Below are 12,937 nucleotides of genomic sequence, written 5' to 3'. Positions count from 1 at the left end.
TCAACGGCGCGGCGCCAGGTTCCACCCAGGTGCCGGAACCGCGTCCTTCAGCGCTTCGGCGCCAGCTTCGCGCGCAGGCGCCGCACCGCCTCGTCCAGCACCGCGTCCGTCTTGCAGAAGGCGAAGCGCGCCAGGCCCTGGCCCAGGTGGCGGTGCTCGGGGCTGTAGAAGACGCTCGGCGGAATGCCGGCCACGCCGACTTCGGACACCAGGTGGCGGCAGAAGGCGATGTCGTCCGCGAAGCCGTACCGCGCGATGTCCGCGAGGATGAAGTAGCTGCCCTGCGGCGCGAAGGCCGTCAGCCCCGCCTCGCGCAGCCCTCCGAGCAAGCGCTCCCGCTTTGCCGCGTACGTTGCCGCCAGCTCCGCGTAGTACGTGTCCGGCAGCCGCAGCGCTGCCGCCATGGCCGCCTGCAGCGGCGACGCCGTGGCGAACGTCACGAACTGGTGCGCCCGCTGCACGGCATCCCGCAGCGGCGGCGGGGCGATGACCCAGCCCACCTTCCACCCGGTGAGGCTGAACGTCTTGCCTCCGCTGCTCACGGTGACGGTGCGCTCCGCCAGCCCCGGCAGCGTGGCCGGGCGCAGGTGCTTCGCCGGCGCGAAGACGATGTGCTCGTACACTTCGTCGGAGAGAATCTTCGCGTCGTGCTCGGCGCACAGCCCGCCAAGGAACTCGAGCTCCTCACGGGTGAACACCTTGCCCGTGGGATTGTGCGGCGAGTTGATGATGAGCAGCCGCGTGCGCGGGCTGAAGGCGGCACGCACCTCGTCCCGGTCGAACCACCACTCCGCATGGGACGCGTCCGGCGGGCGCAGCGGCACGTAGCGCGCGGTGGCGCCCACGAAGGTGATGTTGGCGTCGTACGAGTCGTAGAACGGCTCGAAGGCCACCACCTCGTCGCCCGGGTCCACGAGCCCGAGCATCACGTCGAGGATGGCCTCGGTGGCGCCGCTCGTCACCGTCACCATGGTGTCCGGGTCCACCTGCTGGCCGTAGAAGCGCGCGGAGTGCTCGGCGATGGCGACGCGCAAGTCCTTGGCGCCCATGCCCATGGCGTACTGATTCACGCCGTCGCGGATGGCCTTCTGCGCGGCCTCCTTGACGGCTTCCGGCCCGTCGAAGTCCGGGAACCCCTGCCCCAGGTTGACGGCGCCGTGCTTCGCGGCCAGCGCGCTGAACTCGGAGAAGACGGTGGTGCCGAAGCGGGTGACTCGCTGCGCGGACGCGGGCCGGGACATGGAAGGAGGCTCCTCATGGCCGGGCCCTGATGGGGGTTTGGGTGCGACGCGGGGGCCGGCCGGCTCTCAGGGCCTTACGATAGCGTCCACGGGGACGGAGCGCGCGGCCCTCTCGCCTTCACGCTGGCGGGCGGCTCGGCAAAGACCCAGGGCCAGCCCCGCCACAACCATCACCAGGGGGACCGCGCACACCAGGTCCGTGGCGTAGTGGAAGCGCCCGGCCAGGGTGGCGATGACGAGGCCGATGCCCGGCCCCAGCATGATCCAGAACAGGGTCCGGTGGAACCGCCACGCGTAGAAGAGCACCAGCAGCGTGGTGCCGGTGTGGCCCGAGGGGAAGCAGTCCCGGGCGTACCTCGGCGCGCGCATCAGCGAGTCCAGCACCGGCGTCAGCATCGCGCCCTGCAGCGGCCCGTCGAACGAGCCGATGAGGAAGTAGCGGGGCCCCACCGCGGGCACCAGCGCGTACGCCGCGTAGTTGAACAGGAACAACATCCCCAGCCCGGTGAGGTACTCGCTGAAGTCGGAGGAGACGCCGCGCGCCCGCCGGTACAGCGCTACGCCCAGCACCAGCGGCCAGACGAAGTGGCCGTAGTAGCAGATGAGCAGGATGTCGTTGAGCCACGGCGGGACGCGGTGCGCCAGCTCCACCGCCGCCTGGAAGCCGAACAGTCGCTGGTCCGCGGCGACCAGCTGCGCGTCCTTCAGGATGGGGTTGAGCGTGTCCACCACGGGTGACAGCCAGCCGTGCGACAGCACCGCCACCGGCAACAGCCACCAGTCCGCCGCCGTGGTGAGCCACCGCTGCTTCGGAAAGGAGGCCTCCAGCGTGCGGAGCACCAGCGGGCCGGCGGCCATCAGGGCGAACAGCCCGGCGTTGCGCAGCGCGCCCGGCGCCCAGCGCCCGGGGCCCATGAGTACCAGGGCGCCCAGTGAGCAGGCGACCAGGACGACGAGGTCCACCGAGGTGAGGTGCACCTGAACTTCGCGGTCAGGCTTCCGCAGGAGCAGGCCACGGCGATGATGGAAGGTCCCGGAGCTCACGCTGACTTCCGCTCCCCCGGCGACTCATTGCTGACGCCAGGCATCCCGAGCTCGAGGCTCCGCACGAGGGCACCCTCCCCCACCGCGGCGGTCTTCCGCGCCTTCCACCGCTCCAGCAGGGCAAGCATCGCGGGGAAGAAGACCGTGGTCCCCAGGAAGGTGCACACGACTCCGAGCAGCGCAATCTGTCCGATGCTGCGCAGCCCCTGGTGGTTGGCGATGAGCAGCGCGCCGTAGCCCGCCGCGTTCGACAGCGTGGCCACCACGGCCGCCAGCCCCGTGTGCCGCACCACCTTGCCGAGCGAGCCGGGCCCCTCTTCCTCGTACCGGTGGAACAGGTGCACCGAGTTGTCCACGGCGATGGCGAGCAGGTTCGGCAGCACCACCGCGTTGATGAAGTTGAGCTGCACGTCGAAGAGGTACATGCCGCCCGCCAGGCACGTCATGCCCAGGAACAGCGGCCCGGTGACGAGCAGCGCGCGCTTGAAGCTGCGCAGGCTCAGCAGGATGACGAAGAACACCACGCCGGCCGCGGACCAGAGGATGAGCGGACCGTCCCCGCGAACCAGCGCGAAGATGCGCGCGGCGATGCGGTTGCTGTCCAGCACCGACATGTCGATGCCGCGCGCCTTCGTGCCCTCCACCACCTGGTCGATCTGCGCCGCCCAGCGCTTCAGGTCGTCCGTGTCGTAGTTGGACACCGAGGGGAACAGCAGCAGGAACGTGCCCTTGCCGTCCGTGGCCTCGAAGCGGCGGCGGACCTCCACGGGCAGCGAGTCCAGCCCGTAGGGCTTCGACTCCAGCATCTGCTGGAAGTCCTTCAGCCGCGCGTCCTCCTGCGCGGACGCGGGCAGCCCGTGGAGCAGCGTGCGGATGCCGGCGATCTCCGCCTCGCGGCGCTGCAGGTCATGCGGCACCAGGTCGTTGAGGGACGTGGTGCGCAGGAACACGGAGTCCGCGCCATTCTTGCGCTTCACCTCCGCGATGATGTCCTCCACCTGCGCGGCCTGCTTCACGTCGTCCACCAGGAAGATGGCCGGGTTGAGCGGCTGGCCGAGCTGCTCGGTGACGTGGTCGTCCAGGCGCGAGGCCGGCGAGTCACCCTTCAGCTTGCGCATGTCCGTCTCGAAGCCCAGCTTCGGCGCGATGGCCACGGAGAAGCCCGCGAAGGCCACCACCGCCAGGGCGATGCCGGCGATGAGCGACGTGGGCCAGCGCCGCCACTCGCGCTCGGGCTTCGCCGCCATCGGAGCCTCCGCCGAGGCGGCCGCGGCAGGCGCGTCCGCCGAGACGGCAGCGGGCACGGCGTCCTTGCGCGCGGGGCGCACCCGCTCGGCGATGGCCAGCAGCGAGGGACCCATGGCGTACGCCGCCAGCACCGCCAGCAGCACGCCCATGCCGGCCAGCAGACCGAACTGGTTGAAGGCGTGGAACTGCGCCAGCAGCAGCACGAAGAACGCCGCCGCGTTGGTCAGCGCCGAGGTGACGGCCCCGCTGAAGGTGCCACCCACCGCCGCCTTCAGCGCCTCGCGCGCGGTGAGGTGCTCGCGCTCCTCCCAGTACCGCATGCACAGGTGCACGCCGTACTCGATGCCCAGGCCGATGAGGATGGCGACGAGGAAGCCCGTCACCACGTTGAGGTGGCCGATGAAGACCTGTGCGAAGCCGAACGTGAGCAGGATGCCCACGACGACGGGCAGGCCCACCACCGCCAGCGCGGCGATGCGCCGGGTGGCCAGCAGGATGAGGCCCACGGCAATCAGCGCGGAGAGGATGCCGGCGCGCGACAAGTCACTGCGCATCACCGCGTCCTCTTCGATGCGGTTCTGGAAGTTGCCCGTCGCCTCCAGCTTCACCGACGGGTAGCGCTCCGCCGCGAGCGTGCGGCCGGTGCCCATGGCCAGCTCCACGAAGCGCCGCGCGAAGTCCAGGTCCCCCGCCGTCCCCGACGGCTTGAGCATCAGGTAGACCTCGGTGCCATCCGCGTTCGCCAGGTACTCCTTCATGGGCGCGTTGGGCGTGTGCTTCTTCGCAATCTCGTCGAAGTCCGCCGGCGGCGGCGTGGCCCCCAGGTCGATGTAGAACGGGTTGGCCTGCTGGCGCTCGTAGCGCACCCGGGCCTCGAGGTCCTTGCGCAGCTCCGCCAGCTTCTCGGCCGGCAGCAGCAGCAGACCGTGTCGGCGGAAGAAGTCCACGTCATAGCTGTGCTCGACGTAGCGGACCTCCGGGAGCGCCTCCAGGCGGGCCTTCAGCTCGGCCGCGTAGGCCTTCAGTCGCTCGGGGGCGTCCCCCTTGGCCAGGATGACGAGGTACCCGTCCCCGCCGGCCTTCTGTGACACGCGTGTCAGGTCTTGAACTTCGCGGGCGCCCTGGGGGAGCAGCTCCACGAACGACCCGCGGAACTCCAACCGCGACGCCAGCGCCATACCGCCCGCCGCCAGGAGCGCGAACACGAGCAGCACCTGCCAGGGACGGGACACGGCCGCCTGGATGAATCCCTCGAACCACCGCTGTCGCAGCGACCTGGCCACCGTCCACTCCTCGATGAAGGCCGGCGAAAGCAAATTCCCAGCCAGCTAATGGCCCCCGCAAACATCAGGCCCGGACGAAGTCTTCCAGGCCTCCGGAGGCCCTCCGGCGGGCGTGCAGCCATCTTCACACGGTGGCTTCCAGTATCCACTGGACAACGCTCGTGTCGCGGGGGCGTGCCATCAAAGTCACGGTGCTGTCAAGCCATGGGCCCGGTAAGGAACCCTTGCAAGGGACCCAAGCAACAGTCCGCGCCTTGACACTGCCGCTAACCCTCTTTATTCACGGCCCCGCGTCCCCCGTGGGAGGTCGCTGGACGCTGGTTTCCGAGGCCGGAACGAGCCCTGCAAGGGCTGGCGGCCGGAGATCCGCAGTCCCCCCAAGAGGATCGACCCTCCCGACGCAGCCTCAAGAAAGACCACCCATGAGCGACGTCTTCGACAAGTGCAGTAATTGGAAGGACTACCGCATCGCGAAGGCCACGGGTCTCTACCCGTACTTCCGGGCCATCGAAGCGTCGCACGGCGCCACCGAGGTGGAGATCGAAGGACGGCGGGTCGTCATGGTGGGGTCCAACAACTACCTGGGCCTCTCCGCGGATCCGCGCGTGAAGGAAGCCGCCATCAAGGCGGTGGAGAAGTTCGGCACCACGTGCTCCGGCTCGCGCCTGCTCAACGGCACGCTGGCGCTGCACGAGGAGCTGGAGGCGAAGCTGGCGAAGTTCCTCAACCGCGAGGCCGCCATCGTCATCTCCACCGGCTTCCAGACGAACCTGGCGCTGGCGTCCATCCTGGGCCGGCACGACATCGTCTTCAGCGACCGGCAGAACCACGCGTCGCTGGTGGACGGCATCCGCCTGTCCTTCGCCACCGAGCGCAAGTTCCGCCACAACGACATGGACCACCTGGAGCAGCTGCTGGCCCAGGCGGAGCCCAACGCGGGCAAGATCATCGTCACCGACGGCGTCTTCTCCATGGAGGGCGACCTCTGCAACCTGCCCCGCATCGTGGAGCTGGCGAAGCACTACAACGCCCGCGTGATGACGGATGACGCCCACTCCATGGGCGTGCTCGGCGACAAGGGCCGCGGCACCTCCGAGTACTTCGGCCTGGAGAAGGAGACGGACCTCGTGATGGGGACGTTCTCCAAGAGCTTCGCGTCGCTGGGCGGCGTGCTGGCCGGGCCCTTCGAGGTCATCAACTACATCCGCCACAAGGCGCGCTCGGTCATCTTCTCCGCGTCCATGACGCCGGCCTCCATCGCCGCGGCGCTCAAGGCGCTGGAGATCATCGAGGCCGAGCCGCAGCGCCGCGAGCGGCTCCTGGACATCGCGGAGAAGATGCACAACGGCTTCCGCGCCATGGGCTTCGACACGGGCGTGTCGGTGACGCCGGTGGTGCCGGTGCACATCGGCGACCAGGTGAAGTGCTTCCGCTTCTGGCGCGCGCTGCACGAGGCGGGCGTCTTCGCCAACCCGGTGATTCCGCCGGCGGTGGAGGCGGGCCACGCGCTCATCCGCACCTCGTACATGGCCACGCACACGGACGCGCAGCTGGACCGCGTGCTGGACACCTTCGAGACCATCGGCCGCAAGCTGAACGTGATTCCGGAGACGCGCCCCACGGTGTACGAGCCGGTGAAGATCGCCCGGCCGGGCACCCGCGTGCTGCACAACAAGGCCAGCGAGACGTGGGCGGCCGGCTCCGCGGGCCTGCTCGCGGACAAGGGCGGCCTCACGCTGGAGCAGCTGTCGCGCATGTCGTCGCGCGAGGTGGCCGGCAAGCTCTTCGACGCGGTGGAGCAGCTCACCTGGCGCGCCGCCAACCTGCAGCCGGATGACCTGCGCAAGCTGGGCAACGCCCCCATGAAGCTGTGGGAGAAGCGGGGCGAGCTGCCGGGCCTCCTGCTGGAGAAGGGCGCTCACTTCTTCATGCGCAACGGCACCAACGGCACGCAGTCCGAAGACAGGAACTAGAGCACCCATGGCCCTCCCCGCCGAGCCTTCTTCGCCCGCGACAGCTTCGCTCCCTCCCCTGCCCTCGGACGTGCAGGTGACTCCTGTGCGTGGCTCGACGGAGAAGATGCAGTTCATCCGCTTCCCCTACGGCATCTACAAGAACGACCCGAACTGGGTGATGCCGCTGGAGATGGAGCGCAAGGACTTCCTGGACCCGAAGAAGAACCCCTTCTTCCAGTACGGCGAGGTGGAGCTGTTCCTCGCGCGGCGCGGCGGCGAGGTGGTGGGCCGCATCGCCGCCATCCGCAACCCGCGCCACATGGAGGTCCACGGCACGAAGGAGGGCTTCTTCGGCCTCTTCGAGTGCGTGAATGACGCGGGCATCACCCGGGCGCTGCTGGACGCGGCGGCGGCGTGGCTGCGCGAGCGGGGCATGAACGCCATGCTCGGGCCGGCCAACGTCTCGTCCAACCAGGACTGGGGCCTGCTGATTGACGGCTTCGACACGCCCCCGGCCATCATGATGCCGCACAACCCGCCCTACTACGCGGCGCTGCTGGAGGCGTGCGGCCTCACCAAGGCGAAGGACCTGTACGCCTTCGAGCTGTCCTCGTCCGCCGCGCCGCCGGAGAAGGTGGTGCGCATCGCCGAGAAGCTCCGCGTGCGCGAGGGCGTCACCGTGCGCCCGGTGAACATGAAGGACCTGGACGCGGAGGTGAAGCGCATCCGCGACATCTACAACTCCGCCTGGGAGAAGAACTGGGGCTTCGTCCCCTTCACCGACGCCGAGTTCGACCACCTGGCGAAGGACTTGAAAGCCATCGTCCGGCCGGAGCTGGCGCTGATGGCCGAGGTGAAGGGCGAGCCGGTGGCCTTCGCGCTCACCGTCCCCGACGCGAACCAGGCCATCAAGGCGGCCGGCGGGCGGCTCACGCACTTCGGCCTGCCCATCGGCCTGGCGAAGCTGCTGCTGGCCTCGCGGCGCATCAACCGGCTGCGCCTCATCATCCTCGGCATCAAGGAGGGCTACCGGCGCCGCGGCCTGGACGCCATCCTGTACCTGGACACGCTGCGCACGGCGAAGCAGCTGGGCTACGTGGGCGGGGAGATCTCCTGGACGCTGGAGGACAACCACCTCGTCAACCGCGCCATCGAGTCCATGGGCGCCCAGCGCTCGAAGACGTACCGCGTCTACCAGCGCTCGCTGTAACCCTCCACGGAGTCCCCTTTGCATTTCCTGCTCACCGGTGGCACCGGCTTCATCGGCCAGCGGCTCGCGCGCCGCATCCTCGAGCGCGGGGACACCCTCACCGCGCTGGTGCGGCCCAGCTCGAAGCGAGGCCCCCTGGAGGCCATGGGCGCCCGCTTCGCCGTGGGCGACCTGACCACGGGCGAGGGCCTCACGGAGGCGGTGCGCGACGTGGACTGCGTGCTGCACCTCGCGGGCGTCACCAAGGCCCGCAAGCCGGCCAGCTACTTCGAGGGCAACGCGAACGGCACCCGCCGCGTGGTGGAGGCCATGGCCGCCCTGCCCCGCCCTCCCCGGCTCGTCTACTGCTCGTCCCTGGCTGCCGCCGGCCCCTCCACTCCGGCCCGTCCGCGGCGCGAGGAGGACCCTCCGGCGCCCGTCTCCATCTACGGCCGCAGCAAGCTGGGCGGCGAGGAGGCGGTGCGCGAGTACGCGGACCGCGTGCCCTGCGTCATCGTCCGGCCGCCGATTGTGTACGGGCCGGGCGACACCGAGTTCATCCCTTCCATGCTGCCCATGGCGCGCAAGGGCCTGGCCATCAAGAGCGGCTTCGGGCCCAAGCGCTACTCGGTCATCCACGTGGATGACCTGTGCACCGCGCTGCTGGCGGCCGCCGAGCGCGGCCCCACGCTGGCCAAGGACGACCCGGCGCGCGGTGTCTACACCGTGTCCGACGGCCGCGAGTACACGTGGGAGGACGTCTGCGGGGCGCTGGCCGGGGCCCTGGGGCGCGGCCGGCCCACGGTGGTGCCGGTGCCGGACGTCATCGGCTACCTGATTGGCCTGGGCTCGGAGCTCATGGCCCGGCTGAAGGGCACCGTGCCCATCCTCAACCGGGACAAGGTCCGGGAGATGACGTGCGCCGCGTGGACATGCACCACCGAGCGCGCGAGCAGCGAGCTGGGCTTCGCGCCCAGCATCCCCCTGGCACAGGGCATCGCGGGCACCCTGGCCACGTACCAGCTCGCCAGCGGGCACTGACGCCCCACCGCTGAACGAACGAAGGCCGGGGCCCCTCGTAGGAGGGACACCCGGCCTCGCTTGCTACCACTCCGACTCGCGGGCTAGTTCGCGCTGCCCTCGGCCTTGGCCGGCGTCGCGGTGGCGCCCTTGGCGGACTTGCCGGCGTTCTCCTTCTCCAGCTGCGCCCGCTTGCTCTTCAGCGTGGTGAGCAGGCCGTCGAAGCCCTTGTCGGCGAGCAGCTTGCGGAACTGGCCCTTGTACGTGTCCACGAGCGACACCTCGTCGGTGATGACGTCGTAGATGCGCCACTCCTTCTTCGCGTCCGTGCGGAAGAGCCGGTACTCGATGGGGATGTTGTCCTTCTTCAGCGTGAGGATGGTGTGGACGGTGGCCTCGTTCCCCTTGGCCTCCTCCTTCACGTACTTCACGTCCGCCTGGGCCTGGCCAATGGCCTTCTGGGCGTAGGAGGCGCGCAGCAGGCCCGTCATCGTCTCGGTGAACTCCTTGCGCTGCGGGGGCGTGAGCGAGGTCCACGTCTTGTCGCCCAGCGCACGCTTCGCCAGCTCCTCGAAGTCGACGAACTTCTCGACGACGGTGGCGAGCGACTCGACGGTGGCGCCAGGCGCGTTGGCGGCCTTCTGCACGTCTGCATTCCCGGATTTGACGACCGAGAGCGGGCCGGCAGGCGCGGCGGCAAGCAGGGTGGCGGCGAGCAGGGATGCAATCATGTGTTTTTTGGCTCCGTGGTGGAGGACGCTAGAAAGGACAGTTGCATGGGCCGGGTTATTCACCCGGCGCGGGCGGTGTCCCGGTGACGCGGTCCAGGGCGGCCATGCCCACCCGCACGTCGAACCAGCTCTTCGACTTGTCGCCAGAGGCCTGGGCGTAGGCCGTGAATGCATCCACCAGGTCCCGCGTCTCACCCGTGCCCAGGTCGAACGCGGCGAAGGCGGCCGTCACCCAGCGGCGGGCGTTCTTCTCCGCCTCGCCATAGGCCTTCGCGCGGGCCCAGGCCGACACCAGCTCGCCGTGCACCTTCGTCACCTCCAGGCGGATGCCGGAGTGGAGCTGCTTCTCCTGGGCGCGCAGCTTGTCCAGCTCCGCGCGCGCCTGCTCGAGCTGCGCGTCCTTCAGCGGGATGTCGAAGGTGCCGCGCATCACCAGGCCCAGCCCCACCGTGCGGTCGTTGTACGGGTCATACGCGAAGGGGCTCCGCTGGCGCGTGGCGCTGGTGGTGAAGCGCAGGTCATAGAAGCCGGCGAGCCCCAGGTCCGGGAAGTAGCTGCGCTGGCGGATGAACACCTCGGCCTCGCGCGCGGCGATGCCCGCGGTGATGGCGACGAACTCCGGCCGGCGCTGCTCGGCCAGCTCCAGGGCGCGCTCCAGCGAGGGAGGCTCCACGGCCTCGTCGAGCGGCAGATCCTCCTCCACCACGGCCACCGGCGTGCCCGGCTGAGCGTTGGCCAGCAGGCCGATGGCAGCCATCGCGAACTGCCGGCCCTGCCAGGCCTCCGCCTTGCGCGCATCCACGACCTGGCGGAAGAAGCGGACCTTGTACGTGTCCACCTGTGACACCTGGCTGGACTCCTCCTTCAGCAGCGCGTCGATGCGCTCGGCGGCGTCCTCCAGCCGCTTCGAGACGTCCTCGAGCTGTTGCAGGCCGGCGCGCGCGAGCTGGTAGCCGTAATACGCCTGCGCGGCCTGGAAACCCGCCTCGGCCCGGGCGCGCTCGCGCAGCGCCTCGCCCACCACCGGCCCACGGGAGCCCGCCTTCTCCAGCGCGGTCAGCTTGCCGAAGGTGTAGATGGGCAGCACCGCGTTGCCCGTGGAGAAGGCCGTCACGCCCACGCGGCCGAACTTGAAGTCACCCTCGAGCGAGGCCTCGGTGGTGGGCGGTCCACCCAGCCCGTCGTTGCGCGCCTCGGGCACGGGGCCGCCCAGGCCCACCGTGATTTCGAACTTGGGGAACCAGGCCCACTTCGCCTGCTGGTAGAGCGCCTGGAACTTGCGCAGCTCCGCCGTGGCCTCCTCCACGCGCGAGTCCGTGGCCCTCGCGCGCTCCACCAGCTGCGCCAGCGTCAGCGGCGCCGACTGGGCGGGCACCTCCGAGTCGGGCGTCTCGCGCACGTCCTCCATGGCCTGCTGCGCCTGCTGCCCGGGCTCGCGCACCGGCGAGGGCGACACCGTCCTTCCGCCGGAGGGCATGGCCGTGGGCTGATCCACCGTGTTGGGAGCGATGGTCGGCGGCCCCGGGGGGAGCTGCGTAGCCCCGGCACCGGGCTGGGGCGTCTGCACGCCGGCGCCCGTGGAGCCCGAGCCCGTCCCAGGCGTGGAGGGCGTGGTGGACGTCCCTGTCCCGGGCGTGGTGGACGTGCCCGTCCCAGGCGTGGTGGACGTCCCCGAGGTCCCCGTACCGGGCGTCCCCGGAGTGGTCGACGGCGTGCCCGTCCCGGGAGTGGGAGACGGGCTGCCTCCCGGCCCCGTCTGCCCGGGGGTGAGCTGTGCCGCCGAGAGTCCGGCCGCCAGCACCAGCGCCACTGTCACGCCTCGATCCAGGTGTCTGCGCATTCGTACCGCCTCGTGCGGGCCCCATATCCGAGTTACCCGCAGCGGCGCAGCATCTTCGTTCCACGAGGCGCCGTCACCGACCATGTTCGTCCCATTTCAAGCGTCCGGCGTCCCTCGGAAGCCCTGCCCTGGCGGAGCGGTGGCCGTCCTGCCAGGGGGTGGAATCGGCGGGCTCGCGTAGGACCGCTGACACTCGGGCGAGAAAATGAGTTGGTTGGACGTGACGTATGCAGCAGATTGCGACCGTTCCCGAGTCGGGCCGGAGTGCCCGCATACCGAGGACCCCCACACATGGCCTATACCGATCGCGTCAAGCAGATCCTGTCCTGGTACACGTCCGACAGCCCCGGCACGCTGACCAACCTGGCCCGCCTCATGAACACCGGCACGCTCGCCGGCACGGGCAAGTTCGTCATCCTCCCGGTGGATCAGGGCTTCGAGCACGGTCCCGCGCGCTCGTTCGGCCCGAACCCCGCCGGCTATGACCCCGACTACCACGCGCAGCTCGCCATCGACTCGGGCTGCAACGCGTACGCGGCGCCGCTGGGCTTCCTGGAGGCCATCGCCGGCAAGTTCGCGGGCGAGGTTCCCCTCCTCCTCAAGCTCAACAACTCCGACTCGCTGGCCAAGGTCCCCAACCCGATGTCCGCGGTGACGGCCTCGGTGAAGGACGCCGTCCGCCTGGGCTGCGTCGCGGTGGGCTACACGATCTACCCGGGCTCCGGCGCGCGCAACGAGCAGTACGAGGCGCTCCGCGAGATCATCGCCGAGGGCAAGTCCTACGGCCTGCCCACCGTCGTCTGGGCCTACCCCCGCGGCAACATGTCCAAGGAGGGTGAGACGGGCATCGACGTGATTGCGTATGCGGCGCAGATCAGCGCCCAGCTCGGCGCGCACATCATCAAGGTGAAGCCGCCGCAGGACCACCTCGAGCAGCCGGAGGCGAAGAAGGCCTTCGAGAAGGCCGGCATCTCCACCAAGACGATGGCCGACCGCGTGCGCGAGGTGGTGCGCTCCGCGTTCAACGGCAAGCGCATCGTCATCTTCTCCGGCGGCGAGGCCAAGGACACCCCGGCGCTGCTGGAGGAGATCAAGCAGATCAACGCGGGCGGCGGCTTCGGCTCCATCATGGGCCGCAACGCCTTCCAGCGTCCGCACGGCGAGTCCGTGAAGCTGCTCAAGGACGTGATGAACATCTTCGCCGGCAAGGCGTAGACGCAGACGTCGCTCACGAGCGCGCAGGGCCCGTCAGGTTGCTCCTGGCGGGCCTTTTTCATTCTCGGCCCCGGCCCAAGGCGCCACGTCGCGCAGGCGAGTCCGCCGCGGCCCACGGGCCTGTGCCGGAAAACAAAAAGGCCCGCCTGGTTTCCCGGGCGGGCCTCTTCA

9 protein-coding genes are annotated in these 12,937 nt (G+C 69.9%); 4 read left to right on the top strand and 5 right to left on the bottom strand.

Annotated elements, in window-relative coordinates; translation table 11 throughout:
- Window positions 1-47 precede the first annotated feature (47 nt).
- The 3 genes from G4D86_RS24750 to G4D86_RS24740 form a co-directional block, all read right to left on the bottom strand.
- Window positions 48-1,241, bottom strand: coding sequence for an aminotransferase class I/II-fold pyridoxal phosphate-dependent enzyme (locus G4D86_RS24750; protein WP_163996480.1), 1,194 nt, complete (start codon window positions 1,239-1,241; stop codon window positions 48-50).
- Between the two features lie 66 nt (window positions 1,242-1,307).
- The gene (locus G4D86_RS24745) at window positions 1,308-2,285 is read right to left on the bottom strand and encodes a phosphatase PAP2 family protein (RefSeq protein WP_240360459.1); all 978 of its coding nucleotides are present in this window, start codon (window positions 2,283-2,285) and stop codon (window positions 1,308-1,310) included.
- A complete protein-coding gene (locus G4D86_RS24740) occupies window positions 2,282-4,816 on the bottom strand; it encodes an efflux RND transporter permease subunit (protein ID WP_163996479.1) in 2,535 nt (844 codons plus the stop codon). The genes G4D86_RS24745 and G4D86_RS24740 overlap by 4 nt, the downstream gene beginning before the upstream one ends.
- Before the next feature lie 422 nt (window positions 4,817-5,238).
- Between G4D86_RS24740 and G4D86_RS24735 the strand changes: the two genes are divergently transcribed.
- Genes G4D86_RS24735 through G4D86_RS24725 form a run of 3 tightly spaced genes read left to right on the top strand, consistent with a single transcriptional unit; the run spans window position 5,239 to window position 9,001 of the window.
- Window positions 5,239-6,789 (top strand): aminotransferase class I/II-fold pyridoxal phosphate-dependent enzyme, encoded by a 1,551-nt coding sequence (locus G4D86_RS24735; RefSeq protein ID WP_163996478.1) that lies wholly within the window; start codon window positions 5,239-5,241, stop codon window positions 6,787-6,789.
- Window positions 6,790-6,796: 7 nt separating this feature from the next.
- Window positions 6,797-7,981, top strand: coding sequence for a GNAT family N-acetyltransferase (locus G4D86_RS24730; RefSeq protein WP_163996477.1), 1,185 nt, complete (start codon window positions 6,797-6,799; stop codon window positions 7,979-7,981).
- Between the two features lie 18 nt (window positions 7,982-7,999).
- The gene (locus G4D86_RS24725) at window positions 8,000-9,001 is read left to right on the top strand and encodes an NAD-dependent epimerase/dehydratase family protein (protein WP_163996476.1); all 1,002 of its coding nucleotides are present in this window, start codon (window positions 8,000-8,002) and stop codon (window positions 8,999-9,001) included.
- 83 nt (window positions 9,002-9,084) lie between these two features.
- Here G4D86_RS24725 and G4D86_RS24720 read toward each other — a convergent pair whose 3' ends face one another.
- Both G4D86_RS24720 and G4D86_RS24715 read right to left on the bottom strand, forming a co-directional pair.
- Window positions 9,085-9,711 carry an MlaC/ttg2D family ABC transporter substrate-binding protein gene (locus G4D86_RS24720; RefSeq protein ID WP_163996475.1) on the bottom strand — a complete coding sequence of 209 codons (627 nt, stop codon included), beginning with the start codon at window positions 9,709-9,711 and terminating at the stop codon, window positions 9,085-9,087.
- Between the two features lie 55 nt (window positions 9,712-9,766).
- Complete coding sequence (locus tag G4D86_RS24715) at window positions 9,767-11,551, bottom strand: TolC family protein (RefSeq protein ID WP_163996474.1); 1,785 nt, start codon at window positions 11,549-11,551, stop codon at window positions 9,767-9,769.
- 291 nt (window positions 11,552-11,842) lie between these two features.
- Between G4D86_RS24715 and G4D86_RS24710 the strand changes: the two genes are divergently transcribed.
- Window positions 11,843-12,766 carry a class I fructose-bisphosphate aldolase gene (locus G4D86_RS24710; protein ID WP_163996473.1) on the top strand — a complete coding sequence of 308 codons (924 nt, stop codon included), beginning with the start codon at window positions 11,843-11,845 and terminating at the stop codon, window positions 12,764-12,766.
- The last annotated feature ends 171 nt before the right edge of the window (window positions 12,767-12,937 follow it).

This window comes from Pyxidicoccus caerfyrddinensis (assembly GCF_010894405.1).
Taxonomy (GTDB): Bacteria; Myxococcota; Myxococcia; order Myxococcales; family Myxococcaceae; genus Myxococcus; species Myxococcus caerfyrddinensis.
Note: the sequence above shows the minus strand (reverse complement) of the source record. Positions and strands in the feature narration are given on the sequence as shown.

Coding starts and splice junctions, on each gene's coding strand:
- G4D86_RS24750 (WP_163996480.1), bottom strand. CDS start 1,241: ATGTCCCGGCCCGCGTCCGCGCAGCGAGTCACCCGCTTCGGCACCACC.
- G4D86_RS24735 (WP_163996478.1), top strand. CDS start 5,239: ATGAGCGACGTCTTCGACAAGTGCAGTAATTGGAAGGACTACCGCATC.
- G4D86_RS24730 (WP_163996477.1), top strand. CDS start 6,797: ATGGCCCTCCCCGCCGAGCCTTCTTCGCCCGCGACAGCTTCGCTCCCT.
- G4D86_RS24720 (WP_163996475.1), bottom strand. CDS start 9,711: ATGATTGCATCCCTGCTCGCCGCCACCCTGCTTGCCGCCGCGCCTGCC.
- G4D86_RS24715 (WP_163996474.1), bottom strand. CDS start 11,551: ATGCGCAGACACCTGGATCGAGGCGTGACAGTGGCGCTGGTGCTGGCG.
- G4D86_RS24710 (WP_163996473.1), top strand. CDS start 11,843: ATGGCCTATACCGATCGCGTCAAGCAGATCCTGTCCTGGTACACGTCC.